25 protein-coding genes are annotated in these 26,875 nt (G+C 66.9%); 2 read left to right on the forward strand and 23 right to left on the reverse strand.

The window, feature by feature from the left end:
- Positions 1–223: 223 nt before the first annotated feature.
- A complete protein-coding gene (locus ACE3TJ_RS04965) occupies positions 224–319 on the forward strand; it encodes an entericidin A/B family lipoprotein (RefSeq protein ID WP_243445665.1) in 96 nt (31 codons plus the stop codon).
- Between the two features lie 27 nt (positions 320–346).
- Here ACE3TJ_RS04965 and tatC read toward each other — a convergent pair whose 3' ends face one another.
- From tatC to argS, 8 genes are all read right to left on the reverse strand, one after another.
- Positions 347–1,123, reverse strand: coding sequence for a twin-arginine translocase subunit TatC (gene tatC / locus ACE3TJ_RS04970; protein WP_374594450.1), 777 nt, complete (start codon positions 1,121–1,123; stop codon positions 347–349).
- Complete coding sequence (tatB, locus tag ACE3TJ_RS04975; RefSeq protein WP_374594452.1) at positions 1,120–1,431, reverse strand: Sec-independent protein translocase protein TatB; 312 nt, start codon at positions 1,429–1,431, stop codon at positions 1,120–1,122. The genes tatC and tatB overlap by 4 nt, the downstream gene beginning before the upstream one ends.
- Before the next feature lie 23 nt (positions 1,432–1,454).
- On the reverse strand, positions 1,455–1,682 hold the full coding sequence (locus tag ACE3TJ_RS04980; RefSeq protein ID WP_374594454.1) for a twin-arginine translocase TatA/TatE family subunit: 228 nt from the start codon (positions 1,680–1,682) through the stop codon (positions 1,455–1,457).
- 82 nt (positions 1,683–1,764) lie between these two features.
- The gene (scpB, locus tag ACE3TJ_RS04985; RefSeq protein ID WP_374594456.1) at positions 1,765–2,403 is read right to left on the reverse strand and encodes an SMC-Scp complex subunit ScpB; all 639 of its coding nucleotides are present in this window, start codon (positions 2,401–2,403) and stop codon (positions 1,765–1,767) included.
- Positions 2,400–3,161, reverse strand: coding sequence for a ScpA family protein (locus ACE3TJ_RS04990; RefSeq protein ID WP_374594458.1), 762 nt, complete (start codon positions 3,159–3,161; stop codon positions 2,400–2,402). The genes scpB and ACE3TJ_RS04990 overlap by 4 nt, the downstream gene beginning before the upstream one ends.
- On the reverse strand, positions 3,158–4,165 hold the full coding sequence (gene nagZ, locus ACE3TJ_RS04995) for a beta-N-acetylhexosaminidase (RefSeq protein WP_374594460.1): 1,008 nt from the start codon (positions 4,163–4,165) through the stop codon (positions 3,158–3,160). The genes ACE3TJ_RS04990 and nagZ overlap by 4 nt, the downstream gene beginning before the upstream one ends.
- A 7-nt stretch (positions 4,166–4,172) precedes the next feature.
- Entirely contained in the window at positions 4,173–5,093 is a 921-nt protein-coding gene (locus ACE3TJ_RS05000) for an SPOR domain-containing protein (RefSeq protein ID WP_374594462.1), read from the reverse strand.
- 1 nt (position 5,094) lies between these two features.
- A complete protein-coding gene (gene argS / locus ACE3TJ_RS05005; RefSeq protein ID WP_374594464.1) occupies positions 5,095–6,831 on the reverse strand; it encodes an arginine--tRNA ligase in 1,737 nt (578 codons plus the stop codon).
- Positions 6,832–7,041: 210 nt separating this feature from the next.
- On the opposite strand from argS, the gene ACE3TJ_RS05010 reads away from it, so the two are divergent.
- Positions 7,042–8,703 carry a diguanylate cyclase domain-containing protein gene (locus ACE3TJ_RS05010; RefSeq protein WP_374594466.1) on the forward strand — a complete coding sequence of 554 codons (1,662 nt, stop codon included), beginning with the start codon at positions 7,042–7,044 and terminating at the stop codon, positions 8,701–8,703.
- On the opposite strand, the gene ACE3TJ_RS05015 is transcribed toward ACE3TJ_RS05010, so the two are convergent.
- The 15 genes from ACE3TJ_RS05015 to ACE3TJ_RS05085 all read right to left on the reverse strand — a co-directional run bounded on the left by ACE3TJ_RS05015 (position 8,704) and on the right by ACE3TJ_RS05085 (position 26,874).
- A complete protein-coding gene (locus ACE3TJ_RS05015) occupies positions 8,704–9,864 on the reverse strand; it encodes a deoxyguanosinetriphosphate triphosphohydrolase (protein WP_374594468.1) in 1,161 nt (386 codons plus the stop codon).
- Positions 9,864–11,177 carry an SPOR domain-containing protein gene (locus ACE3TJ_RS05020; protein WP_374594470.1) on the reverse strand — a complete coding sequence of 438 codons (1,314 nt, stop codon included), beginning with the start codon at positions 11,175–11,177 and terminating at the stop codon, positions 9,864–9,866. Before ACE3TJ_RS05020 ends, ACE3TJ_RS05015 begins: the two co-directional genes overlap by 1 nt.
- Complete coding sequence (locus ACE3TJ_RS05025) at positions 11,174–12,301, reverse strand: CaiB/BaiF CoA transferase family protein (protein ID WP_374594472.1); 1,128 nt, start codon at positions 12,299–12,301, stop codon at positions 11,174–11,176. Before ACE3TJ_RS05025 ends, ACE3TJ_RS05020 begins: the two co-directional genes overlap by 4 nt.
- 130 nt (positions 12,302–12,431) lie before the next feature.
- The gene (gene ftsZ / locus ACE3TJ_RS05030) at positions 12,432–13,925 is read right to left on the reverse strand and encodes a cell division protein FtsZ (RefSeq protein WP_374594474.1); all 1,494 of its coding nucleotides are present in this window, start codon (positions 13,923–13,925) and stop codon (positions 12,432–12,434) included.
- Positions 13,926–14,039: 114 nt separating this feature from the next.
- Positions 14,040–15,305: a cell division protein FtsA gene (ftsA, locus tag ACE3TJ_RS05035; protein WP_374594476.1), complete on the reverse strand. Its 1,266-nt coding sequence runs from the start codon at positions 15,303–15,305 to the stop codon at positions 14,040–14,042.
- Between the two features lie 2 nt (positions 15,306–15,307).
- On the reverse strand, positions 15,308–16,189 hold the full coding sequence (locus ACE3TJ_RS05040; protein WP_374594478.1) for a cell division protein FtsQ/DivIB: 882 nt from the start codon (positions 16,187–16,189) through the stop codon (positions 15,308–15,310).
- Complete coding sequence (locus tag ACE3TJ_RS05045) at positions 16,186–17,094, reverse strand: D-alanine--D-alanine ligase (protein ID WP_374594480.1); 909 nt, start codon at positions 17,092–17,094, stop codon at positions 16,186–16,188. Before ACE3TJ_RS05045 ends, ACE3TJ_RS05040 begins: the two co-directional genes overlap by 4 nt.
- The gene (gene murB, locus ACE3TJ_RS05050) at positions 17,091–17,999 is read right to left on the reverse strand and encodes a UDP-N-acetylmuramate dehydrogenase (RefSeq protein ID WP_374594482.1); all 909 of its coding nucleotides are present in this window, start codon (positions 17,997–17,999) and stop codon (positions 17,091–17,093) included. The genes ACE3TJ_RS05045 and murB overlap by 4 nt, the downstream gene beginning before the upstream one ends.
- A complete protein-coding gene (murC, locus tag ACE3TJ_RS05055; protein WP_374594484.1) occupies positions 17,996–19,408 on the reverse strand; it encodes a UDP-N-acetylmuramate--L-alanine ligase in 1,413 nt (470 codons plus the stop codon). The genes murB and murC overlap by 4 nt, the downstream gene beginning before the upstream one ends.
- Positions 19,405–20,538, reverse strand: a complete 1,134-nt coding sequence (murG, locus tag ACE3TJ_RS05060; protein WP_374594486.1) for an undecaprenyldiphospho-muramoylpentapeptide beta-N-acetylglucosaminyltransferase — start codon at positions 20,536–20,538, stop codon at positions 19,405–19,407. The genes murC and murG overlap by 4 nt, the downstream gene beginning before the upstream one ends.
- Positions 20,535–21,698, reverse strand: coding sequence for an FtsW/RodA/SpoVE family cell cycle protein (locus ACE3TJ_RS05065; RefSeq protein ID WP_374594488.1), 1,164 nt, complete (start codon positions 21,696–21,698; stop codon positions 20,535–20,537). The genes murG and ACE3TJ_RS05065 overlap by 4 nt, the downstream gene beginning before the upstream one ends.
- On the reverse strand, positions 21,695–23,026 hold the full coding sequence (gene murD / locus ACE3TJ_RS05070; protein ID WP_374594490.1) for a UDP-N-acetylmuramoyl-L-alanine--D-glutamate ligase: 1,332 nt from the start codon (positions 23,024–23,026) through the stop codon (positions 21,695–21,697). The genes ACE3TJ_RS05065 and murD overlap by 4 nt, the downstream gene beginning before the upstream one ends.
- Positions 23,023–24,093 (reverse strand): phospho-N-acetylmuramoyl-pentapeptide-transferase, encoded by a 1,071-nt coding sequence (gene mraY / locus ACE3TJ_RS05075; RefSeq protein ID WP_374594492.1) that lies wholly within the window; start codon positions 24,091–24,093, stop codon positions 23,023–23,025. The genes murD and mraY overlap by 4 nt, the downstream gene beginning before the upstream one ends.
- 1 nt (position 24,094) lies before the next feature.
- Positions 24,095–25,462 carry a UDP-N-acetylmuramoyl-tripeptide--D-alanyl-D-alanine ligase gene (gene murF / locus ACE3TJ_RS05080; protein WP_374594494.1) on the reverse strand — a complete coding sequence of 456 codons (1,368 nt, stop codon included), beginning with the start codon at positions 25,460–25,462 and terminating at the stop codon, positions 24,095–24,097.
- The gene (locus tag ACE3TJ_RS05085) at positions 25,459–26,874 is read right to left on the reverse strand and encodes a UDP-N-acetylmuramoyl-L-alanyl-D-glutamate--2,6-diaminopimelate ligase (protein WP_374594496.1); all 1,416 of its coding nucleotides are present in this window, start codon (positions 26,872–26,874) and stop codon (positions 25,459–25,461) included. The genes murF and ACE3TJ_RS05085 overlap by 4 nt, the downstream gene beginning before the upstream one ends.
- Position 26,875 lies beyond the last annotated feature (1 nt).

Here is a 26,875-nt window from a genome sequence, read left to right on the forward strand (position 1 = left end):
ATTCGCCGTTTATGCGGCACGGACAGCGAACTTTGCCCCCCGCTCTCGCTGCCCCACCAGAGCCCGGTTGCCTGCTCCCCCCGCCGGCATCGGGCTCTTTTCTTTTTTGTGCTGCTCCCGGAACGGTCCGATGAAACCTATTGAGGCCACGACCGTTTTTCATGGGCAGTTTATCTGGAGAATGAACATGCGCACGAAAACGGGTACCAAACTCGCAGTCATCATGGCCTTGCTGGCCATCACCGCCTGCAACACGGTCGAAGGCGTCGGCAAGGACGTGCAATCGGCCGGTGAAACGGTCGAGGACGCGGCCAACTAAGGGTGAAAAATGGAGACGGGGACGCGGCTACTCGGCGGCGTCCCCAGCTTCCTCTGGCGGCGCAAGCCGTGCGGCGCGGCGATCGGTAAGAACGATGCCGATAATGCCCGCCTCGTAAAGAACCATGAGCGGGATCGCGAGCAGGAGCTGGGAGATGACGTCTGGCGGCGTCAGTACCGCGGCGACCACGAAAGCTCCGACGATCGCATAACGGCGGAACGCGCGAAGCTGCGCGACGTTCACGATCCCTGCACGCGCCAGCAGCATCAGCAGCACCGGCAGCAGGAAGCAGAAGCCGAACGCGAAGATCAGCCCCATCACGAACGACAGGTAATCGTCCATCGCGGGCAGCGCCTGCTGAGGAATGCCCGCCTCCGTCGTCTGGAAGCCCAGCAGGAAGGTGAAGACCGTGGGCATCACCACGTAATAGGCTAGCGCCGCACCCATGGTGAAAAGGATCGGCGTGGCGATCAGGAAGGGCAGAAACGCCCGCTTCTCGGACCTGTAGAGCCCCGGCGCGATGAACAACCAGATCTGGTTCGCGATGATCGGAAACGCAATCAGGAACGCCGCGAACAGCGCCACCTTGATCTCCACGAAAAACGCTTCGTAGAGCTTCGTGTAGATGAGCTGCGAGGCCTTTGCCTTCACCAGCGGCTGCACGAGGAAGGCGAAAATGTCGTCCGCGAAGGTGAAGCAGACGCCGAACGCAAGCATAAGCGCGATGACGCAGTAAAGCAGGCGCTGGCGCAGTTCGATCAGGTGATCGAGCAGCGGGGCCTTGCTGTCGTCGATGTCTCTCATGCCTGCGGCTTGCCGGTATCGGGCGCCGGTTCAGCGGGTGGCGCTTCATCGCTGGCCGGCGGTTCCGGCGTCGCAGGGTGCGCCTTCATGATCGCGGCGTTCTGCGCTTCCCACTGCTTCTGCATTTCTTCCATCTCCGCCTCGCGGATCATGGCGTCGACACCGGTGCGAAAGTGCCGCGCGGTCGCGCGCGCCTTGCCGATCCAGTTGCCGACGGTGCGCAGCAGGCGCGGCAAATCCTTCGGCCCCACGACGAGGAGCGCGACGATCGCGATCAGCAGGAGTTCGGGCGCGCCGACGTCGAACATTTATCCGTCCGGATGGAGGACCGTCAGCTACGCGGCGTTTCCTGGGGCGTTTCGGTGCGGATCGTCTGATCGGCCTGAGACTGACCGATCTGGCGGGGCTGGGCGGGCGTTTCGTCCTCGGCGAGCCCCTTCTTGAAGCTCTTGATGCCCTTGGCGAGGTCTCCCATCACGTCCGAGATTCGACCCTTGCCGAACAGCAGGATGACGACGATGCCGACGATCAGCCAATGCCAGATGCTGAAACCACCCATGGTCCGTACTCCGTTTCCGCCGTCCGCGATATCGGCAGCGAGTCCGCCTCTGTCTAGTCCCACATTCGCAAAAATGCGAATCCTAGAGAGCCTCGTCGTCCATTTCTTCCTCGGCGTCGGTCTCGTCGACATCCGGGGTTTCGGGCGGCTTTTCGAACTGAAGCTGGTTCATCGCAGCGTCGATCGGTTCAAGGAGGCCCGCGGCCTTCAGCTCGGCGAGGCCCGGCAGATCGCGGCGCGTGGAGAGCCCGAAATGGACAAGGAAGCCCTGCGTCGTCGCATAGAGCAGCGGCCGCCCCGGCACCTCGCGGCGACCCGCCGGGCGCACCCAGCCCGCCTCCATCAGCACGTCGATCGTGCCCTTCGAAATCGAAACGCCGCGGATTTCCTCGATCTGCGCGCGCGTCACGGGTTCATGGTAGGCGATGATCGCCAGCGTTTCGAGCGCCGCGCGAGAGAGCTTGCGCGTCTGATCCTCGTCGCGCCGCAGGATATCGCCGAGGTCCGCCGCCGTCTGGAAATGCCACTTGCCGCCGCGCTGCACGAGGTTGATGCCGCGCGGCGCATAGCTTTCCGCAAGCGCATCGAGCAGCGGCTGCACGGGCGTGCCTTCGGGCAGGAATTCGGCGATCTGCTCGCGCGTCAGCGGCTTGTCGGCAGCGAACAGCGTCGCCTCGATGATGCGCTGGAACCGGAGATCGTCGTCAATCGCGTCGCTCATTGGCGCTTTCTGAGAAAGAGGGGGGCGAAGCTGTCCGCCTGCGACAGCTCAGTCTTGCCGAGCCGCGTGAGTTCGAGCGCGGCAACGAAGCTGCTCGCCACGCTGGAGCGGCGGAAGTCGTCGTCGGTGATGCCGTCCGGCAGGAAGCTCGACAGCACGGTCCAGTCGAGCGCGGTGCCGAGCATCGATTCGAGGCGATCCAGCGCCTCTTCGAGCGAGAACACGGGGCGGCGGCGCACGGCATACTCGCGCGGCACCTGCCGGCCCTTTATTGCGCCGTAGGCCTTCAAGAGGTCGTAAAGTTCGCAGTCCCACGAGGCGTTCTTCACTACACGCACGCCCTCGGGCGCGCCGCGCATGAGAACGTCACGCCCGATCTGGTCGCGCGCCATCAGCCGCGCGCCCGCCTCGCGCATCGCATCGAGGCGTTGCAGGCGGAGTTGCAGGCGCAGCGCCAGTTCCTCGGCGCTCGGTTCTTCCTGTTCCTCCTTCGGCAGCAGGAGGCACGACTTCAGGTAGGCGAGCCATGCCGCCATCACGAGATAGTCGGCGGCAAGCTCCAGCCGCAGCTTCTTCGCGTCGGCGATGAAGACGAGGTACTGTTCGACGAGTTCGAGGATCGAGATTCGTGCGAGGTCCACCTTCTGCGCGCGCGCGAGGTGCAGCAGCACGTCGAGCGGCCCTTCCCATCCCTCGATATCGAGGTTCAGGCGCTCACTTTCGTTGCCATTGAAGTCGATCGAAACGATCTCGGTCATGCAGCGGAGACTAACAGCGCGTCCCGCCTCGCGACAAGCGCCGCGACATCGGTTTCGCCCTCGGCCTGCGCCCACGCCATCGCGCGTGCCAGCCGGTCGAGCGCCTGCGGCGCCATCGGCGGCGCGGTTTCGCAAAGTATGGCGTTCTCCGCGAAGTCGCCGCTGCAGTGGAGCGCGAGGTCGCAGCCCGCCGCGAGCACGCCCGCGAGCCGCTCCGGGAGCGTACCGCCAAGTGCGCTCATGCCGAGGTCGTCCGCCATCAGCAGCCCGTCGAAGCCGATCGTGCCGCGAATCGTCTGTTCGACGACGATCTTCGACTGCGAAGCACAGGCATCCGGATCGAGCGCCTGGTAGAGCACATGCGCGGTCATCGCCATCGGCGCGGATGCGAGCGCGCGGAACGGCGCGAAATCGGCTTCGAGTGCGGCGCGGTCGGCCGAGACCACAGGCAGTTCGAGGTGGCTGTCCGCCGCTGCGCGCCCGTGCCCCGGGATGTGTTTGACGACGCCGACGACACCGCCCGCGCGAAGCCCGCGCAGCGTCGCGTCGCCGAGCGAGGCGACTGCACCCGGTTCCAGCGCATAGGCGCGGTCGCCGATGATGTCGTGCGCGCCCGGCACCGGCACGTCGAGCACCGGCAGGCAATCGACGCTGATGCCGAGTTCGGCGAGCGTGAGGGCGATCGCCTTGGCATTCAGACGCGCGGCCTCGATGGCCGTGACCGGCGCTATGCCGAACACCTCGCCGAAACGCCGCGCGGGCGGAAACAGCGGCCAGTGTGGCGGCCCGAGCCGCGCGACGCGCCCGCCTTCCTGATCGATGAGGATCGGCAGATCATCGCGCCCCGAAAGCGCACGGAGGTCGGCCGTCAGCGCCCGCACCTGCTCAGGCGTGTCGATGTTGCGTGCAAACAGGATGTAGCCCGCCGGGTCCGCCGCCTTGAACAGCGCGCGTTCGTCGGCTGTGATCGTCAGGCCCGAAAGGCCGAGCAGCAGCGGCGTCACGCGCGGCTCAGCGCACGATCACGCACTGTTCGCCCGCCGCCTGCACGGCCGCGCAGACACTGCCCGCCTGCGCTTCGGAGGCGATACCGCCCGCGCGCAGACGGTAAAGCGTCTTGCCGCCGCTTTCGACCGGCTGCACCGACTTGCGAAGGCTGCCGAGCGCGCCGACGCGTCCCGACAGCTTCGACCAGACCTGATCGGCGCTCGCCGTGCTGTTGAACGCGCCGAGCTGCACGGTGACGCTGCCCGACGCCTTGGCAGGCTCGGGTTTCGCGGCCGTAACCTTCACCGGCGCAGGCTTGGCCGGCTCCGGCTTCGGCGCCTCCTTCTTCGGTGCGGGCTTCGGCGTCTCCACCTTCTGCACCGGCTTCGGCGCTTCCTTGACCGAGGCCTTGGCGATCGGCTTTTCCACCGGCTTCGGCAGGGCCTTCTCGGCCACCTTCGGCTGCACCTTCTCGGCAGGAAGCACCTTCTGCGCGGGCGGCGGTACCGTTACGCGCGCCGCCGTGCCGGGCTCAGGCACCGGCGCACTCTGCACGGGCGCTGCCGGAATGACAGGCACGGGCTCTTCGGGGATCACGTCGAGCGCGAGTTCCCCACCCGGGTCCTGCCCCTCGGCAACCGAGTGCGTCAGGCTGTCAGCATCCACATCGAGCCCGCCGGGATCGTCGGGGCGGACCTTGTAGGCTCCCTCCGGCGCCTGAATGAGCGGCACTTCATCCACGGCGGCGATGTTGTCGGTCGTGCGTCCGCCGCCAATCCAGTCGGCAACAAACCAGAGCACGGCAACGAGCGCCACGATCGCGGCGCCCACGATGATCAGGCCGCGGTAAGGAAATCCGCCGCTTTCCTCTTCATCTTCGGGTTCTGCGGGTTCGAGCCACGGCAGCGCTTCGTCTTCCTCGTCGTCCCGGTAGCCGCGCGCCATCTCAGTGCATCTCCTCGACCGGCGTTACACCCATGACATGCAGGCCGTTCGCGATAACCTGCCCCAGCCCGCGCGCCAGCGCCAGCCTCGCGTTGGTGATGCCGGCATCGTCCGCGATCAGATAGCGCTTCGAAGGATCATCGTTGCCCCGGTTCCAGTTGGCGTGGAACGCAGCGGCGAGATCGCCGAGGTAGAAGGCGATGCGGTGCGGTTCGTGTGCGTTCGCCGCAGCCTCGACGATGCGCGGCCACTGCGCGGCAAACCGCACGAGATCGAGTTCGGTCTCATCGAGCCGGGCGAGATCAGCCGCAGACGGCACGCCGATGGTAAAGCCCGCCTCCGCCGCGCGCCGCGCCAGCGAATGGATGCGGGCGTGCGCGTACTGCACGTAGAAAACCGGATTGTCCTTCGATTGCTCGACAACCTTGGCGAAATCGAAGTCGAGCGGTGCATCGGCGCGGCGCGTCAGCATCATGAAGCGCACGACGTCCTTGCCCACTTCGCGCACCACGTCCGCCAGCGTGACGAACGAACCCGAGCGCTTCGACATCTTCACCGGCTCGCCAGCGCGGAACAGGCGCACCATCTGCACGAGCTTCACGTCGAACGGCTTGCCGTCGGTAAGCGCCGCGACCGCCGCCTGAATCCGCTTCACCGTACCCGCGTGATCGGCGCCCCAGATGTCGATGAGCTGGTCGGCGCGCTCGGCCTTGCGCTTGTGATACGCCATGTCTGCGCCGAAGTACGTCCACGAACCGTCCGACTTCTTCAGCGGCCGGTCCACATCGTCGCCGAATGCCGTCGAGCGGAACAGCGTCAGTTCCACGGGCTCCCAGTCATCGGGAAGCTCGCCCTTCGGCGGCTCCAGAACGCCTTCGTAGACATAGCCCTTGGCCCGCAGTTCAGCCTCTGCGCGGTCCGCTTCACCCGCCGCCTGCACCTCGGCTTCCGACGAGAACAGATCGTGGTGGATGCCGAGCAGTGCAAGGTCCGCCTTGATGAGCGCCAGCATGGCGTCGACGGCGCGGGTGCGGAACAGCGCCAGCCATTCCCCCTCAGGCTGGCCCACGTAAGCATCGCCGAATTCGGCCGCGAGCGCCGCGCCCGCCGGCTTCAGATAGTCGCCCGGATAGAGGCCTTCGGGGATCTCGCCGATATCCTCGCCCAGCGCCTCGCGGTAGCGCAGGTGCGCCGAGCGTGCGAGCACGTCCACCTGCCCGCCTGCATCGTTCACATAATATTCGCGCGTAACCTCGTGGCCCGCGAATTCGAGCAGCGCGGCGAGTGCGTCGCCGACCACCGCGCCCCGGCAGTGGCCCATGTGCATCGGCCCCGTGGGGTTCGCCGACACGTACTCGACGTTGACGTGAACGCCTTTGCCAAGCCCCGTGCGGCCATAGTCGCCGCCCGCAGCGAGGATGGCGTTCAACTCGCCGATCCAGACCGCGGGATCGAGGCGGATGTTGATGAAGCCCGGCCCTGCCACGTCCACCGATGCGACACCCGCCGCCTTGGCGAGCTCTCCAGCCAGCGGCTCGGCGATGGCGCGCGGGGCCTTGCCCGCGGGTTTCGCGAGCACCATCGCGGCGTTGGTGGCGAGGTCGCCGTGCGACGGATCGCGCGGCGGCTCCAGCGCCACCGCCTTGCGGTCGAGCCCGGCCGGGATCGTCCCCGCCGCTTCCAGCGCATCGAGCGCGGCGTGGACCGCCGCCGTATAGGTTTCAAAAACAGTGCTCACGACCAGGCCTGCTATCTGCAAAGATGAGATTTGCCCGGGGCCTTACACCGCTTTCACCGCGCGCGCCAAGCATCCGTCGCCGTTTCCGGGCCGGAGCGCGCCGCAGGCGCCCGGCGCATTTCGAAATTCATCCGTAACGGTTTCTTATCGCCCTCAGCGCATGGTGGGCTGACAAGAGCCCACTTCCAAGAGTATGCGTGCGCCGTCCCTATGTACCGCGTAATTGCCTTTGCATTTCTATTGCTTATCGCCGCCGCAGCGGGCGGTGCAGCGCGCGCGGATGCTCGCTTTTGCCATGCGGTAACGGACCTTTCGGTTGCGAGCCCGGACGCGTTCGAGTGTTCAGCGGAGCCCGCGGACTACCGGCAGCGTAGCCTGTGGCTGAAGATCGATGCGCCCGCCGATTCGCGGATCGTCTATGTTCATCAAACGCGCTTCGAGCGGCTGACGGCGGTTTTCCTGTACGCAGACGGCCGAAGCGCTTCCCAAACCGTGCGCCGCGGCAACTACGGAACACACTGGCGGATCGGCGGGCAGATCGCGTTCGAGCCGCCGATGCTCGCCGCGCCGGTCAAGACCGTGCTTCTACGTTTCGACGGGCTTGCGAGCCACGAACTGCTCAGAATCCGTCTGCCCGACCCTGATGAAGCCAACGCGCAGGCGGCCGTGTTGCCGGTGGTCGTCGGCAGTGCGATCACGCTGCTCGCGCTCGGCGCGCTTTACACGCTTTCGGTCGGGGTGGCGCTGCGCCGCATATATCTGCTGTGGCATGGGCTCTGGGCGGTCACGATGGTCGCGTGGGGCCTGCTCTGGTCGCAGCTCGCGCTGATCGTGGCGCCGAGCCTCGCGGGGTGGTCGTCGCAGATCTGCACCTTCCTCGCCTGCCTTGCCGTTACGCTCGCCACCGTCAGCGGCGTGATGGCCCTGGGCAAGGACATGGGGCCGCGCGCGCTCCGCATCGGTACGCTCGCGCTGGGTCTCTTCATCATGCCTTTCGGCATTCTCGTTTCGCTGGAAACGGGGCCGGCGCTTGGCTGGCAGGTCGGCGTTCTCGGCGCCCTTACACTTTCAGTGCTCGCGCTTGTGACGCTCAGTCTCGTCAACGCCTGTCGTGCCGGAAACGCCGACGCGAAGGCGCTTGCCTGGGCTTGGGCGCTGCCGATGGCAACGCTCGCGCTGGTTCAGGTCGTCAATGTGAACGACTGGCTCTATGGCGGCGGCTCGCAGGTGGTGATGCTCGTCGCCGCGGCATTGCAGACCGTGTGGCTATCGATCGCCGTCACGCTGCGGATCGCGCACCTCCGCGAAGAGCGCGACAGGGCGCGCGCGGCCGAAGCGCGGATGAGCGAGCTTGCGAGCCGCGATGCACTCACGGGCCTGCTCAACCGGCGCGGTTTTGTGGACCGCGCCGAGTTCATGATCGAAGGCCGCGCCGCGCCGGGCGAGCACTTCGGCCTGCTTCTGATCGACGTCGACCATTTCAAGCGCGTCAACGACAGCTATGGACACGAAGCCGGCGACGCCGTGCTGTGCCGGATCGCGCGCCGCCTCGAACGCTGGGAAGGGCCGCTGTGTGTCGCAGGACGCATCGGCGGCGAGGAATTCGTGCTCGGCGTCACTGGACTTACGCCCATCGGCATCCGCCAGTTCGCCGAAAGCGTGCGGCGCGGCATCGCCGATCTGCAGCACCCCGAGCTTCGCACTGGCCATGCCGTCACGGTCAGCATCGGGGTCGCATCGGCGGACCATGCGCTCAGCTTCCAGCGCCTCTACGGCTGGGCCGATGAGGAGCTCTACCGGGCTAAGGCGAACGGTCGGAACCGCGTGATCTTCCGGGGAAGCGACCGCAACGCGCAGGCGGTCGCGCTCTGATCAGATGATCGCGCCCGGCGGGAAGGCGATTTGTCCGCCCAGCGCCTCGAAGCTCTTCAGCGCATAGCGATCGGTCATGCCCGCGATGAAATCGGCGATGTGGCGCGCGCGCGCCGGTTCAGCTTCGGGCAGGCGCGCCAACCAATCTGCGGGCAGCTTCGAAGGGTCGTCGTGAAGCGTGTCGAACAGTTCGCCCGTCACCGCGGCGGCAGGCTCGCGCATCGCGAGATTGCGCGCGTGGAAATACATGTTCGCGTAGAGGAAACGCTTGAGGTCACGCTCGGCCGCCTGCATCGCCTCGGAGAAGCTCACAACCGGCGCACCGGCACCGCGGATGGCATCCACATCGTTGGGCGCAAGCGCAGCGAGACGCCGGGCGGTTTCGTCGATCAGGTCGTCGGCCATGCGCCCGATCTGGAACCGCACGAGTTCTGCGGCGAGCCTGTCGTCCGGCGCACCGGGATGCCGGGCGCGCACTGCGTCCAGACATTCGGCGACGAGCGGCACTGCCGCCGCGACCTCGCCGAGTGTGAACAGCCCCGCGCGGAGGCCGTCGTCGAGATCGTGATTGTCGTAGGCGATATCGTCCGCGAGCGCTGCAAGCTGCGCCTCCGGTCCAGCGTGCGTCCCAAGATCGAGATCGTGGAGCGCGTTATAGTCGCCGAGCGCCCAGCCGGGCGATGCGACCGGGCCGTTGTGCTTTGCGAGCCCCTCCAGCGTTTCCCACGACAGGTTGAGCCCGTCGAAATCGGCGTAGCGGACCTCGAGCGTGGTCAACATGCGGATCGTGTGCCCGTTGTGGTCAAACCCGCCCCACGGCGCCATGCGCGCCGCAAGCACATCCTCGCCGACATGGCCGAACGGCGGATGCCCAAGGTCGTGCGCAAGGCAGAGCGCTTCGGTCAGGTCTTCATTAAGCTGCAGCGTACGCGCGATGGCGCGGCCGATCTGCGCGACTTCCAGGCTGTGTGTCAGCCGCGTGCGGAAGTGGTCCCCGTCCGGCGAGACGAACACCTGCGTCTTGTGCTTGAGACGGCGGAAGGCGGTTGAATGGATGATACGGTCGCGGTCGCGCTGAAACGCATCGCGGCGCGTACTCGGGCTTTCGAAATGAAGCCGCCCCCGCGAGACGGCGGGGTTCGAGGCGTACGGCGCCAGCATCAGAGCGGCGCGATGGCGGAGCCGGCCGGTGCGCGGTTGATATAGGACTCCACACCCGCAGCCTTCAGCCGCCGCGACACTTTCTGCGCGTCTTCGCCCGATCGGAACGGGCCGATCAGCAGGCGGTGCGTGCCGGCGACACTTTGCACGTAGGCGTTGTAGTTGCCGATCGCGCTCGCCTTGCGCTTGAAGCGTGCAAGGTCGCCCGAAACGAGCGCGCGGTCCGGGCTGCTCGAAAGCTGCAGCCACACATGCGCGGCCTTCAACTCCGCCGCCGAGAGTTTCGGCAGCCCGGCAGGCAGCGGTTCCGGCTTCGGCGCCGGTTTGGCTACAGCAGGCTTGGCAGGCGCCGGCTTTTCGAGTGCAGGCTCAGGCGCGCGGGCGGGCGGATTTTCGATCTGCGGACTTTCGGTCTGCGGACTTTCGCTCACGGGTGCCTCGGCTACAGGCTCCGGCGGCGGTGATGCTGGGACCTGAGCGACGACCGGTGCCTGCGCAGGCCGTCCCGCATCAGGCAGGATGCCAAGGTGCACGGCAGCCGCCTTCGCGGCCGGAGTCGGCAGGTTGGCAATGCGTTCGAGCACGTCACCCGCCGCGGCCGCCGCCTGCGGACTGAGGTTGGCGGTCGCGATGCGCCGCGCGAGATCGCGCCGTCCGCCCAGCGCATGGACCAGCACCAGCGTCCGCTCGAAGCTCGGCTGGCCGGACGCCTTTTCGGCCTCGGGCTGCAAAAGCTGCATCGCGGCTTCATTGTCGCCGCCGATCGCGAGACTGAGCGCCAGATGCTCGATGATCGAGCGGTCGCCCGGCACGCGCTGCATCGCGTCCGCATAGGCAATCTGCGCGTTGCGACTCTGCCCGAGCAGATCGAAGGCGAGGCCGCGTTGCATGGCGATCGCCGCTGGCGGTCCGCCCGCTGCTTCTGCGAGCGCGAACGACTTCTGCGCCTCGGTCGGCCGGTTCTGCTGGACGAGCGCGGCGCCCACCGCGAGGTGCGCGAGTCCGTCCTTCGGCGTCGCCCGCACCCAGCGCTCCGCATACGACAGCGCCTGCGGCATCCGCATGGCGAGGGCCACTTCAGTCGACGCCCTCAGCGACGGCACGAAGCCGGGATCGATACCAAGCGCACGCTCATAGAAGCTCAGCGCCAGCATGAAATCGCCGGAATTGCGGGCATGATCGCCTATGGTGACGAGCCGCGCCGGATTGTTCAGCGCCGCGACCGCCCCGTCATCCTTCTGCTTGCGCGACTGCGCGAGCGACGGGTCCGCCGTCGCCGCGAGAAGAAGCAGGGCAGCGGCGGCGCGGATCATGCAGCGATCGCCTTCGTGTCCGCCAATGCTGCGATTTCGGCTTCCGAATAGCCGAGTTCGCCAAGGATCGCCGTGGTGTCAGCTCCCGCGCGCGGCGCTGGAGTCGGCGTGTCGGTGCGTGTGTCCGAATAGCGCGGCGCGGGCGCGGGATGCGTCATGCCGCCCACGTTGATGAACGTGCCGCGTGCCGCGTTGTGCGGGTGCGACGGCGCCTCGGTGAGTGACAGCACCGGCGCGAAGCACACGTCCGTGCCTTCCATCAGCGTGCACCATTCGTCACGCGTTTTCGTCAGGAACAGCGCCGTCAGCTTAGCCTTGAGCGGCGCCCAGCGCGACGGGTCCATCTGCCCGTCGAATTCCGGATCATTCTCGAGCCCCGCGATGCGGCGGAGCGCGGCATAGAACTGGGGCTCGATCGATCCGATCGAAATATGGCCGCCGTCCCTGCATTCGTAAGTGTCGTAAAAGTGCGTGCCCGTGTCGAGCATGTTGACGCCGCGCTCATCCTTCCACGCGCCCTGCCCGAAGAACCCCCAGATCATGCTCATCAGCACGGCGGAGCCATCGGTCATCGCTACGTCGAGCACCTGCCCTTTCCCGGTTTTCTGGGCCGAAAGCAGCGCCGCGGCCATGCCGAACGCGAGCATCATGCCGCCCCCGCCGAAATCGCCGACCATATTGATCGGCGGCGTCGGCTTCTCGCCCGCGCGGCCAAAGGCATGAAGCGCGCCCGAGAGCGCAATATAGTTGATGTCGTGGCCAACGGCTTGGGCGAGCGGACCCGTTTGTCCCCAACCCGTCATGCGGCCATAGACGAGCCGCGGGTTATCACCGAGCAGCACATCGGGGCCGAGCCCGAGCCGCTCCATCACACCGGGCCGCAGCCCTTCGATGAGGCCGTCGGCGGTCTTCACCAGCTTGCGCACGACCGCGATGCCTTCGGGCGATTTCAGGTCCACGACGATCGAGCGCCGCGAGCGGCCAAGCACCGTTTCCGGCGCTCCGCCGGGACGATCGATACGGATCACCTCCGCACCGTGATCGGCAAGCATCATGCCCGCGAAAGGCGCCGGCCCCAATCCCGCCATCTCGATGATACGAACGCCCGAAAGCGGTCCCGCCATGCTTCTCCCTTTCCTGCCATCGATTTGCGACGCAGCGTCGATGCGGTCAAGCGGTGCGCGTCCGCAAGGTCACGAAACAGTGAGGGCCGGGTCTGCCGCCCGGCCCTCCTTGTTCTGCCCGCTCCTGGGATCAGTCGTTGACCTGACGGCGGAAGAACCGCGGGATTTCCAGCGGATCCTGCCCGGCCGGCTCCTCGGCAATGGGCTGCGGCTCCTCGGCGCGCGCCTTGTCGGCACCCCGGCTGAGGTTCATCATACGCTCGAACAGCGTCGGACCCGGACGCGGTTCCTCGCGCGCGGCGCGCGGCGCCACATAGGGGCGCTCGACCGGCTCGTTGATCGGTGCGGGCGCCGCCTCGGCGGCCACCGGCTCCGGCGCGGCTTCGCGCACCGGCTCCGGCATACGCAGCGGCATCACATTGTCCGAAAAGCCCGGCTGGGCTTCCTCGGCGGGCTCGGCCTCGGCGACGAGCACCGGCTCCTCCGCCGTCACCGGCGGCTCGAGCACGATCTGCCGTTCCTCGGGCGCCAGCGGCGCGGGCGCCGGTGCAGCGGCCGCGACCGGGCGGACGATCGGCGCCGCTGGGGCAAAGCTGCCCGCGACCGAACCGAAACCGCTGACGGTCGTCGCCGGCCGCGCGGGCTCGGCAACCTTGGCGGTGGCATCGATACCGGTCGCGACGACCGACACGCGCATCTTGCCATCGAGGTTCGCGTTGAACGCCGAGCCGACGATGATGTTGGCGTCGGGGTCGACCATCTCGCGGATGTGGTTCGCGGCTTCATCGACTTCCATCAGGCGAAGGTCTTCGCCGCCGGTGATGTTGATGATGACGCCCTTGGCACCGCGCATCGAAACCTCGTCGAGCAGCGGATTGGCGATCGCCTTCTCCGCCGCTTCGATGGCGCGGTTTTCGCCCTCGGCCTCGCCGGTGCCCATCATCGCCTTGCCCATCTCGCTCATCACCGTGCGGATATCGGCGAAATCGAGGTTGATGAGGCCGGGCATGATCATCAGGTCGGTGATGCCGCGCACGCCCTGGTGCAGCACCTGGTCGGCCATCGCGAACGCGTCCTTGAAGGTCGTGTTGGCGTTGGCGATCAGGAACAGGTTCTGGTTCGGAATGATGATCAGCGTATCGACGTGCTTCTGAAGCTCGGCGATGCCCTCTTCGGCCGAACGCATCCGGCGCGCGCCTTCGAACGCGAACGGCTTGGTGACGACGCCGACCGTGAGGATGCCGCGCTCACGCGCCGCCTTGGCGACGACGGGCGCCGCGCCGGTGCCAGTGCCGCCGCCCATGCCGGCGGTGATGAAGCACATGTGGGAGCCGTCGAGCGCCGTTTCGATCTCGCCGAGCGTTTCTTCCGCCGCGGCGCGGCCGATCTCGGGACGCGAACCGGCGCCGAGTCCCTGCGTGATCTTGAGGCCGAGCTGGAGCCGGGTTTCCGCCGTTGCCGCCGAAAGCGCCTGCGCATCGGTGTTCGCCACCACGAAATCGACGCCTTCGAGGCCCGACGAGATCATGTTCGCGACTGCGTTGCCGCCCGCGCCGCCGACGCCGATCACGGTGATCCGCGGCTTCAGCTCGGTGAGTTCGGGACGTTGCAACTCAAGACTCATGATGCTCTCCTTCGGCGCCGGCGCCCCCCACAAGAGCGCATTTGTTAAACACTACGACAGGATCGATTCCGCGTGAATCCCCAAGACGAAAAAAAATCAACATCTGGTATGTCATCACAGGCTGGACCTCAGCACTTCGATCATCCGGCCCCACGGCGAGCGTGACATCCGCATCTGCCCACCGTCCCGAACGCTGCCCGCCCAGAGGTCTTCACGGTCCTCCGCGCCATAGAGCGCGAGGCCCGTGAGCGTCGAAAATGCGCTGCCGATCTGCGCCTCGGGAAGGCCCACAAGACCGCGCGGACGCCCAACGCGGCAATGCCGCCCGAGCAGGCCCTGCGCGAAGTCCGCGATGCACTTGAGTTCCGCACCGCCGCCCGTCAGCACCATCTGACGTCCGCGCGGCCCCTTGAAGCCCATTTCGTTGAGGCGTTCCCCCACGTCGGAGAACAGCATGTCGAGCCGGTCGCGAATCACGGCAACGATCTGCGCGCGCGGCACGCGCGTCGGCTCGATGTCGTCGTCTTCCGAGATGGGAAGAATCTCGATCATGTCGTGATTGTCGCGCGGGCTCGTTGTCGCCGAGCCGTACAGCGTCTTCAGCCGCTCGGCATGGATGCGCCGGGTGGAGAAGGTGGAAGCGATGTCGGCGGTGATGTCTTCGGAGCCCATCGGGATCACCGACAGGCCGACGAGCATTCCGCGCACGTGGACGGCAACATTGGTGACGCCCGCGCCGATCTCAACAAGCGCGACGCCAAGTTCGCGCTCCTCGGGGGCGAGGCAGGCGAGGCCCGCCGCGATCGGCGAGGCGACGATCGTCTGCACGCCGAGGTCCGCCGTGCGCACGCACTGGTCGAGGTTCCTGACCGGCGGCGTGTCCGCAGTAATGATGTGAATGTCGACGCCGAGGCGGTCGGCATGGAGCCCGAGCGGGTTCATCACGCGCGTCGTCTCGTCGAGCGTGTAGAGTGCAGGCTGCGCGTGCAGGATCGTCCGTCCGCCCGCGTCGAGCTGTGCCCGGCCTTCAGAAAGCACGTGATCGATGTCGCCACGCTCGATGCGCTGGCCGCCGATATCGACCTCGACCGAAACGATCTCGCTGTCGAGCCCACCCGCAGAGACGCTGACGACGACGTTCTCGACCGTGACGCCGGCATTGCGCTCGGCCTGCTCCATCGCGGCGCGGATCGCGCTTTCGGTGCGCTCAAGATCGGCAACGAGGCCCTGCCGCAGCCCGGTGCACGCGCGCTGGCCGGTGCCGATCACGCGCGGTGGGCTCTCACCGTCGCTGACGGCAATGAGCGCCGCCACCTTCGACGAGCCGATGTCGAGCGCCGCAATCGTCCGTTCGCCTCGGTTGCCGGTGCCCCGCCCCACTCTCATATTTCCGTTCCGCCTGCTGCTGGTTGCGCGGTTGGCTGTGCGACCGCGGGCTTCTTGTCGTTTTGCGAGATGCGCACGGTCAGCCGATCGGCGAGGCGCATGTCGAAACGGCTGAAGCCCTTGTCGACAAGCCCCGAATCGCGGTCGATCCGCACGAAATTTCCAAGCGCGGCGCGCGCTTCGGCGTAATCGTCGGGGAGCGCCAGCGTTTCGCCCGACTTCAGTTTCAGATCCCAGCGCCGCTCGCCGATCCACACCGCGCCCGCCACGTGCTTCGCCGCCGCCGGATAATCGTGGAGCAGCGCGATCAGGCTCGCAGCCTCTGTATTTGCGCCCTTGCCGACGACGATCGGCAGCTTGGCGTAGCGCGTGATATTGTCGGAGGGCAGCACCGCGCCTTCGGTATCCACAAGCCGGTGCTCGCCGCGATATTGCCAGATCGCGTAGGGCCTGCGTTCCGTGATGTTGATCGCGAGCGTATCGGGAAGACGGCGGCCGACGCTCGCATCCTTCACCCACGGCAGCATCAGCAGCCGTTCACGCACATCATCGAGATCGACGAGCAGCATCGAATCCGAAGCCCCATCGAGCGCCGCCGTATAGACCGGCAGGCGGCTCATCGTCTTGAGACCGGTGACCTCGACGTTCTTCACCTCGAAGCCTGCGTCGGCGACGCCCACGGCGGCGGCCATCCAAAGCTTGTCGGGAAGCTGGTAGAGCCAGGCCGCAAACAGCGCGATGCCGGCAGCGCCCAGAGACACCGCCGGCGCCATCAGCCGACCCGATTTCGGACCCTTCGCCCGCGCCCGCGGCGCGGGCGGTTTGGCCCTTTGCGGCGGCGGGCGCTTGCCCCGTTTGAGCGTGATCCGTTCGCTCACGCCGCGTCTTCCAATATGCGCCCGACGAGCGTGTCGTAATCGATGCCGCGATACTTCGCCTGCTCGGGGACGAGGCTGAGCGGTGTCATGCCCGGCTGTGTGTTGACCTCCAGCAGATAGAGGCCGGCGAGCCCACGGCTTTCATCATAGCGGAAGTCGGAGCGGCTGACGCCCTTGCAGCCAAGCACGCGGTGCGCCTTCAGCGCCATCGCCATCGCCTCGGCGGCAACCTCCTCAGGAATCTCCGCCGGGCATTGGTGCACGGTGAGACCGTCGGTGTACTTGGCATCGTAGTCGTAGAAGCCGCGCGTCGGGATCAGCTCGGTCACGGCGAGCGGTTCGTCACCCATCACGGCGACGGTGAGTTCGCGGCCCGGAATGAACGGTTCGGCGAGCAGCTTTTCGAACTGCGTCCACGGCCCCGGTGCGTCCGCGGCAATCGGCTGACCATAGTTGCTGTCGTCGGTGACGATCGCGACACCGACCGAAGAACCCTCGTTCACCGGCTTCAGCACATAGGGCCGCGGCAACGGATCGCGGTCGTGCACGCTTGCGGAATCAACAACGACACCTTCAGGCATACGGATGCCGGCGGGCACGAGGATACGCTTCGTCAGCTCCTTATCGATCGCGATGACCGACGTCGCCAGACCCGAATGCGTATATTTCACCCCCAACACGTCGAGCATTCCTTGAACCGTGCCGTCTTCCCCGGGCGTTCCATGCAGTGCATTGAACACGACGTCAGGCTTGATTTCACTCAGCTTTGCGGCAACGTCGCGTCCCATGTCAACAGCGTAAACATCGTGACCCAAACGCTTCAGCGCGTCGGCGATTCCCTTGCCGCTGGTCAGAGAGACCTCGCGCTCGTTCGACCAGCCGCCCATCAGCACCGCAACCTTCATTTCGCCACTCCCACGCGCTGGATTTCCCATTCGAGTTCAACACCCTGCGTCTCGCGCACGCGGCGGCGCACATACTCGCCGAGCGCTTCGATATCGTCGCTGGTGGCGCTGCCCGTGTTGATCAGGAAATTGCAGTGTTTCTCGCTGACCTGCGCGCCGCCGCGCATCAGCCCCCGGCAACCCGCCGCGTCGACGAGCCGCCACGCTTTGTCGCCTTCCGGGTTCTTGAAGGTCGAGCCACCGGTCTTGGTTCTGAGCGGCTGCGAAGCCTCGCGCGCCTCCGCGATGCGGTCCATCTCGGCGCTGATCGCGGCAGGATCGTTGGGATGTCCGCGAAACGTCGCGGCGATCACCACCGCGCCTTCAGGGAGCGCGCTGTGGCGGTAGGTGTAGCCGAGATCGTCGCGGCTCAGGACTTTCCGTTCGCCCGAACGCAGCACCACCTCGCAGTCCACGAGGATATCCGCCGTCTCGCGCCCATAGGCGCCACCGTTCATACGCACGAACCCGCCGACCGTGCCGGGAATCGAACGCAGGAATTCCAGCCCGCCGATACCTGCGTCGCGCGCCGTCGAAGACACCAGAATGCCGGATGCCCCACCGCCGCAGCGCAGTGTCACCTCATCGAGCCGCTCGACCGCCGCAAACGCCTTGCCGAGCCGCACGACGACACCGGGCACGCCGCCATCGCGCACGATGAGATTGGAGCCGAGCCCCAGCGCCATCACAGGCACGTCCGGCGCAAGCGTCGCAAGGAACGACGACAAATCGTCCGCATCCTTCGGTTCGAACAGCCATTCGGCGCTGCCGCCGGACTTGAACCACACGAGCGGCGCCAGCGGCGCGTCCGGAGTCAGCCGCCCCGCGGCGGCAGGGATCGTGCGAACGGCCGCGGCGGCCGTCACGCCGCTCCCCGTTCGCGGCGGATCGCATCGGCAAGTCCCGCCGCCCACTTGGTGATGTCGCCCGCGCCGAGGCAGACGACCATGTCGCCCTCGCGGATCGTGGCCGCAAGCTTCGCTGCCAGATCTTCGGCGCCTTCGACCGTGTAGGCATCGCGGTGCCCGGAGCGCTTCAAACCGGCAAGCAGATGCGCCGCGTCCACGCCATCGATCAGCGCCTCGCCCGCCGCATAAACGGGTGCGACATAGACCGTATCGGCATCGTTGAAGGCCGTCTGGAACTCGGCCATCAGGTCGCGCAGGCGCGTGAAACGGTGCGGCTGCACCACGGCGATCACCCGCCCCTTCACGCCTTCGCGCGCGGCAGCAAGCACCGCCTTGATCTCGACCGGATGGTGTCCGTAGTCGTCGATGATCGCCGCGCCGTCCACTTCGCCGACCTTGGTGAAGCGCCGCTTCACGCCGCCGAACGCGGCAAAGCCCGCCTTGATCGCCGCGTCGTCGATGCGCAGCTCAAGCGCCACGGCCACCGCCGAAAGCGCGTTCTGCACGTTGTGCCGTCCCGGCATCGGCAGTTCGAGCCCGTCGATGCGGCGCTGGTTGCCGTCGCGGTCGGTGATGAGCACGTCGAAGCGGTTGCCGCCCGGCACCGGCGTCACGTTCTCGCCGCGCACGTCGGCCTGCGCCGAGAAGCCGTAGGAGACGACGCGCCGGTCGCGCACGCGCGGCAGGATCGCCTGCACCTCCGGGTGATCGATGCACAGGATCGCCGCACCGTAGAACGGCACGTGCTCGACGAAATCGACGAACGCCTGCTTGATCTGGTCGAAGCTGCCATAGTGGTCGAGGTGCTCGGGATCGATGTTGGTGACGATCGCGAACGTCGGCGGCAGGCGCAGGAAGCTACCGTCGCTCTCGTCTGCCTCCACGACCATCCAGTCGCTGGTGCCGAGGCGCGCGTTGGAGCCGTAGCTGTTGATGATGCCGCCGTTCACCACCGTGGGATCGAGCCCGCCCGCGTCGAGCAGCGCCGCGACCATCGAGGTCGTCGTCGTCTTCCCATGCGTGCCCGCCACTGCGACCGTGGACTTGAGGCGCATCAGTTCCGCGAGCATCTCCGCGCGCCGCACCACGGGAATCCGCTTTTCGAGCGCGAGATCGACCTCAGGATTGCCGCGCCGGATCGCCGTCGATGTCACCACCACTGCGGAGTCGCCAAGGTTCTCGGCCTTGTGGCCGATATGAACGGCGATGCCCTTCTTCCGCAGCCCCTCGATCACATAGCCTTCGGCAATGTCGCTGCCCTGCACCTTGTAGCCGAGGTTGTGCATCAGCTCGGCGATGCCGGACATGCCGATGCCGCCGATGCCGACGAAGTGAATCGTTCCGATATCGCGGGCGATACCCGTCATGCGCTGGCTCCGATCTCTGGGGTTTCGAGAGCCAATGGCACACCGGCAAGCCGCAGGGCAAGGTCGGCGAGCGCCCGCGATGCGTTCGGCCGACCGACCGACAAGGCGCGCCGCGCGGCATTGGCGAGTGCGCCCGGCTGCAGTGCCATCGCCTCTATCTGCCGCGCGAGTTCGGCGGGCTTGAAGCCCTTCTGCCGCATCGTGCGCGCGCCGCCCGCCGCGACGACTTCCCGCGTATTCGCGGCCTGATGATCGTCGGTCGCGATCGGCAGCGGCACGAGGATCGCCGGGCGCCCGGCCGCGCAAAGCTCGCTCACCGTAGAAGCACCCGCGCGCGCGATCACGAGATGCGCCCACGCCATCGCAGACGGCATGTCGTCAATGAAGGTGGAAAGGTCGGCGGGGATTTCGAGCCGCCGGTATTCGCTCCGCACCTGCTCGATATCTTCGGCGCGGCACTGCTGCATCACCTGCAGGCGGTGCCGCAGACTCGCATCGAGCTGCCCCAGCCCCGGCGGCACCACCTCCCCGAAGATGCTCGCGCCAAGGCTGCCGCCTGTGACGAGCACATGGAAGATGCCGTCCGTCTCCAGCGCCGGATACGCCTCTTTGCCGATCTCCGCGATCGCATCGCGCACCGGATTGCCGACGAGCGCGACCTTGTCGGCAAGCTCCGGCTTCACGCGCTCGGTATCGGGAAACGAGGTCGCGATCACGTCCGCCTTCCGCGCGACGAGCCGGTTGACGCGCCCGAGCACGGCGTTCTGCTCGTGGATGATCGTCGGCACGCCCGCCTTCTGCGCGGCAAGCATCGCGGGCAGCACGGGATAGCCGCCGAAGCCGATCACCGCAGCGGGCGAGTCCTCGGCGATCAGCCGCAGGACCGTCTTGCGCCCAGCGCGGATCTTCAGCCACGCACCCAGCCACTTCAGCGGATTCTTGCCCAGCGTCGACGCCTCGATCACATGACGCGGGCCTTTGGTCAGGATGCCCTCCAGCCGCGCGCCGCGCTCGTCGGTGATCAGCGACACGGTGTGGCCGCGCGCGATCAGCTCTTCGGCAAGCGCGTGCGCAGGCATCATGTGCCCGCCGGTGCCGCCCGCCGCGACGTAGAAGTGCCGCCCGCTCATGCCGTGCGCCCTCGCGGCACATAGGGCGAGGATTTGAGGAAGCGATTGCGCCGCGTCAGCGCGAGCAGCAGCCCCATGCCCATCGAAAGCGCAAGGAACGACGATCCGCCGTGGCTGATGAACGGCAACGTCATACCCTTGGACGGCAGCAGGTTCAGGTTCACACCGATGTTGATCATCGCCTGCCCGCCGATCTGCGTGATGAGCCCCGCCGCGCCGAGGAACACAAACGGATCCTCCTCTTCGAGAAGCTGAAGCAGCACGCGCACGATCATGGCGAGGAACAATATGGCGATGGCAGCGCAGGCGATTGCGCCGAATTCCTCGCCGATCACGGAGAAGATGTAGTCGGTGTGCGGCTCGGGCAGGGAGAACTTGTTCTGTCCTTCGCCCGGCCCCGCCCCGAACAACCCACCCGCGCGGAAGCCATCGAGCGCCTTGTCGATCTGGTAGGTATCGCCGTCGCCGGTGAGGAAGCGGTCGATGCGGCTCGTCACGTGCGGCACGAACAGATAGGCGACGACGAGCGCCGCAACGCCCGCCGCGATCACGATGCCGAGAATGGCGAAGCTCATGCCCGCAAGCACGGCCTGCACGAGCCAGACGCCGACAAACAGCGCCGACTGGCCGATATCGGGCTGCATCACCAGCATCGCGACGACGAACACGAGCAGCCCGCATGAGACGCGGAGCGCGGGCACGTCGCCGTCATCGAAGCGCGAGGCGAGCAGCCAGGCGCTTGTCACGGCAAACAACGGTTTCAGAAATTCAGAGGGTTGGAGCTGGAATCCGCCGAGCGCCAGCCAGCGCACGGCGCCGTTCGCTTCCGCACCGAAGAACGGCACTGCGGCAAGCGCGACGATGAACACCAGCGTGCCGATCAGCGACAGCCGCTTCGCCCACGGAATCGTCAGCATCGAAACGCCGAGCATCAGCGGCACGCCGAGCAGAATCCAGAAGAGCTGCCGCTTGAAATAATACATGTCGTCGAGCTTCACGCTGCCGCCCGAATAGCGATGCGCCGCCGCAGGAGACGCGGCCGCGACAGCAATGAGCCCGATGCCGATCAGCACGAGCACGAGCGCGAGCAGCGGCCGGTCGATGGTCCAGAACCAGCGGCCGAGAAGTGTCTTGTCCGCGCGGCCGAGAGGCGTGCTCATGCGCCGAGCTCCTGCACGGCCGCCTTGAAGACGTCGCCGCGCTGCTCGAAATCGCGGAACTGGTCGTATGATGCGCAGGCGGGAGACAGCAGCACGACCTCGCCCGGCTTCGCGGCGCCCGCCGCAAGCTGCGTGGCGCGCTCCACCGTGCCTGCCCGGATCACCGGCACATAGGCGCCGAGTAGATGCGCGTAGACCGCTTCGGCATCGCCGATCACATAGGCGGCGCGGACATGATCAAGATACGGCAGGCACGCATCGAGCTCGTCGGTCTTGCGCTTGCCGCCCACGATCCAGTGGATCGCGGGGTAAGCGGCAAGCGCTGGCGCGGTCGAGGTCGGGTTCGTCGCCTTGCTGTCGTTGACGTAAAGAACACCGCCGATTTCCGCGACGCGCTCCATGCGGTGCGCGAGGCCCGGATAGGTTTCAAGACCGGCCTTGATCGCAGCAGGTCCGAGGCCAAGCGCGCGCGTCGCCGCAATGGCCGCGACCGCGTTCTGCGCATTGTGCGGCCCGGCGAGCGATGGCCAGTCCGCCTGATAGCCGAGCAGTTCGCCGTCGATATACGCCGCGCCGTTCACCAGCGACACGCCCTCGGGAAGAACGTCGCCGAATGACACCGGAACGCCGCCGCGCCCCTTCGCGATGGCGGCCGTGTAATCGTCGTCCGACATGAAGATGGCGGTGGCGCCCTCATCCTGCATGTCGAACAGGCGTTCCTTCGACGCGGCATAGCCTGCCATGCCATCATAGCGGTCGAGGTGATCGGGCGTGATGTTGGTGAGGATCGCGACATCGCAGGCAAGGCTCTGCGTCAGGTCGATCTGGAACGACGAAAGCTCCAGCACATACACGCCGCCTTCCGGCAGGGCATCCTGCGAGAGGATCGGTAGGCCGATATTGCCGCCCATCGTCGCGGGAACCCCCGCGTGCGCGAGGATATGGTGGATGAGTGCAGTCGTCGTCGATTTGCCGTTGGTGCCGGTGATGCCGACGATCTTGTGCGGCGGCAGCTCGGCGCGCGCATGGGCAAAGAGTTCGATGTCGCCCAGCACGGGCACGCCTGCGGCAGCGGCGCGCGCGGCGAGCGGGTGCGTGTTAAGCGGGACGCCCGGCGACACGACGATGCCGTCGAACGCGGAAAGGTCCGCCGTGTTCAGATCGGCGACCCGCACACCATCGGGCAGCGCCGCACGCTTGCTTGCATCGTCGTCCCACGCCGTCACCGTCGCGCCCGCCGCCCGCAACGACGCGACGACGCTCTGCCCGGTACGGGCGAGGCCGAAGACGGCGTAGTGCCGGGTCGCGAAGGCGCGCGCGGTGATCATCTGAGTTTCAGCGTGGCGAGGCCGGCCAGCGCCAGCACGATGGAAACGATCCAGAAGCGGATGACCACGGTCGATTCGGGCCAGCCGAGCTGTTCGAAATGGTGGTGGATGGGAGCCATCTTGAAGACGCGTTTACCGGTGAGCTTGAAGCTCGCCACCTGCACGATCACCGAGACGGTTTCCAGCACGAAAAGACCGCCGACGAGGATCAGCACGATTTCGTGATTCGTGACGACCGCAACCGACCCCAAGGCCCCGCCGAGCGCGAGGCTGCCGGTGTCGCCCATGAACACGGCGGCGGGCGGCGCGTTGTACCAGAGGAAGGCGAGGCAGGCGCCGATCAGCGCGCCGAGGAACACGGTAAGATCGCCCGCGCCGTTCACGAACACGATGCCGAGATAATCCGAAAACCGGATATTGCCGACGAGATAGGCGATGAGCGCAAAGGTGAGCGCCGCGATGATCACCGGCATCGTCGCCAGCCCGTCGAGCCCGTCGGTCAGGTTCACCGCATTGCCGAAGCCGGTGACGATGAATGCGGCGAACAGGATGTAGAACGGCCCGAGGTTAAGTCCGAAGTTTGTGAACGGGAAGAACAGCCGCGTATCGGTCACATCTGTGATCGCCCAGCAGGCGATGCCCGCGATGATGAATTCCAGAAGCAGCCGCGTGCGCCCGGAAACGCCCTTGTGGCTACCTTTCGAAACCTTCGAATAATCGTCCGAAAAGCCGATCGCGCCGAAGCCCAGAGTCACGAACAGACACGCCCAGACGTATGGATTTTCCAGGTTCATCCAAAGCAGCGTCGAAATCGTCAGCGAAATCAGAATCATCAGCCCGCCCATCGTCGGCGTGCCGCGCTTGGTGAGCAGGTGGCTCGCCGGTCCATCCTCGCGGATCGGCTGGCCCTTGCCCTGTTTCAGCCGCAGCCAGTCGATCATGCGCGGCCCGATGATGAGGCCGATGGCGAGCGCTGTGATCACCGCCGCGCCGGACCGGAACGTGATGTAGCGGAACAGGTTCAGGATGCCGGGGAAGTCGAGCGCTTCTGCGAGAATGTAGAGCATATCAGTTGATCCCCCGCAGCGCGCCCGCGACCCGCCCGAGCCCGACACTGTTCGATGCCTTGAGCAGGATGGCGTCGCCGGCGGCGATGATGTCCGAAAGCGCCGCGCGGGCACCGGCGGCGTCACTTACGCGAACCACCGCGATTCCGCGAGGGAGGGCACCCTCCAGCGGCAATGTTTCGTCGCCGACCAGAACCGCAACGTCGACTTTCGCCGCGCTCACGTGCGGCGCGAGATCGGCGTGCAGCCGTTCGCTCGCATCGCCGAGTTCGCGCATCGGCCCCAGCACGGCAATACGGCGCGAGGCTTTTGCGGCGCCGAGCACGGCGAGCGAAGCCGCCATCGATGCGGGATTGGCGTTGTAGCTCTCGTCGATCAGCAGCGCCTCGCCGTTCTTCGCGGAAATCCGGTACTGCGCGCCGCGCCCTTCAAGGCCCTGCATCTGCGAGAGGCCGAGCGCGGCAGCCGCGAGATCGACGCCCGCCGCGTGCGCCGCGGCGAGCACGGCGAGGCTGTTCGCGATCCAGTGCGCGCCGGGCAGCGGGATTCGGTATGCGACGCGGTTTCCATCGACATCCGCGATCACGGTCGATCCGCCCGCGTCGCTCGCCGACTGAACCGCGCGGACATCCGCGCCCGCGCCGCTGCCGAAGCTGAGGACACGCGCAGCGTGCCGTTCCGCCTTCGCACGCAGGCGGGCGTGGTGCGGGCTGTCGAACGGCAGAACGGCAACCCCGCCCGGCTCAAGCCCCTCGAAGATTTCGCCCTTGGCGTCCGCAATCGCCTCCTCGTTAGCGAAGAACGCGAGGTGCGCGGAGGTGACCCACGTCACAACGGCGACGTGCGGGCGCACGAGGCGCGTGAGCGCGGCGAGTTCGCCCGTGTGGTTCATGCCCATTTCGAACACCGCAAGCCGCGTGTCCCTCGGCATCCGCGCGAGGCTCAGCGGCACGCCGGTGTGGTTGTTGTAACTCTTCACCGACCAGTGCGTGTGTTCGGGCTCGATTTCCTGAAAGGCATGACGCAGCGCTTCCTTCACGCTCGTCTTGCCCACGCTGCCGGTCACGCCGACAACGCAAGCGCCCACCCGTTCGCGTCCCGCGCCACCCAGCGCCTGCAGACCCTCGAAACTGTCGGCGACGCGCACGTGCGGGTACGCGCAATCATCGCTGACGAGGAAACCAGCCGCGCCTTTTTCATGCGCGCCTTCGATGAAACGATGCCCGTCGGTCGCCTCACCCTTCATCGCGATGAACAGTTCGCCGCCGATGATTTCGCGCGAATCGAACGTCACCCCCTCGGCAACGAAGTCGCCGCTCGGGGTTCCGCCGGTGGCGCCCGCGATTTCGGCCGCCGTCCACAAGCTCATGCGGCGCACTCGCGCGCGACCGTCACATCGTCGAACGGCAGAATGCGATCTCCCACGATCTGCCCCTGCTCGTGTCCCTTGCCCGCGATGAGCACGATGTCGCCCGCGCCCGCCGCCGCGATCGCCGCCGCAATCGCACTGCGCCGGTCGCCGATCTCGGTCGCGCCCGGCGCCGCCGCCATGATCTCGGCGCGGATCGTCGCCGGGTCTTCGGAGCGCGGATTGTCGTCGGTCACGTAAACGACGTCGGCAAGGTCGGTCGCGACCTTGCCCATCTCGGGCCGCTTGCCCTTGTCGCGGTCGCCGCCCGCACCGAACACGATGTGCAGCCGATCCTTCGCGTGCGGTCTGAGCGCCTCGATCGCGGCGCGGATCGCATCCGGCGTGTGCGCATAGTCGACATAGATCGGCGCACCAGCGCGCGTCAGCGCCGCACGCTCCAGCCGGCCGCGCACGGGCACGAGCCGCGAGAGGTGCCCAAGCGTCGTCGCAACATCGCCACCCGTCGCGATCACCAGCCCCGCAGCAACGAGCGCATTCGCCGCCTGATAAGCGCCGATCAGCGGCAGCTCGACCTTCTTCTCGGCCCCGTTCGCCGCGATCATCAGCGTCTGGCCAAGCTGGTTCGGTGTCCGCGAGACGAGCCGCAGTGCCTCGCCCTTCGTGCCCACGGTCAACACTTTCAACCCGCGCGCCTGCGCCGTCGCGATCACCTGATCGGAGACCGTATCGTCGGCCCAGATCACCGCCGTGCCATCGCCGTCCGTCACCTCGGTGAACAGCCGCAGCTTGGCCTCGAGATAGGCCTCCATCGTCTCGTGATAATCGAGATGGTCGCGGCTGAGATTGGTGAACGCACCGGCGCGCACCGGCAGCCCCTCGGTACGATACTGCGCAAGCCCATGACTCGACGCCTCGAAGCTCGCGTGCGTCACGCCCTCGCGCGCCAGCCCCGCCATGTTCGACAGGAACGTCACCACATCGGGCGTCGTGAGGCCGGTCGAGATCTGCTCGTCAGCCGTGGTCACGCCAAGCGTACCGATCGATGCGGACACATGCCCCGCCATGCGCCAAAGCTGGCGCGTCAGTTCCGCCGTGGAGGTCTTGCCGTTGGTGCCCGTCACCGCGACCGTCGTCGCCGGGAACGGCGCAAAGAATTTCGCCGCCAGCGCGGCAAAGCGCCGGCGTGGTTCGGCGTCGGCAATATGCAGCGCGCCCTCGACCTTCGCCTCGGGCCGGGCGACCACCGCCACCGCGCCGAACTTCACCGCCTCGGCAATAAAATCCTCGCCGTTGAAGCGCGTGCCGGAGAAGGCGCCGAAGATCGTGCCGGGCGCGACCTTCCGGTGATCGATCGCAAAGCCGGTGACGGTTGCTTCGTTGCCGCTGTCCACGAGATCCTTGAGGCGCATT

Source organism: Sphingosinicella sp., from assembly GCF_041916975.1.
In the GTDB taxonomy this organism is placed as follows: Bacteria; Pseudomonadota; Alphaproteobacteria; order Sphingomonadales; family Sphingomonadaceae; genus Sphingosinicella.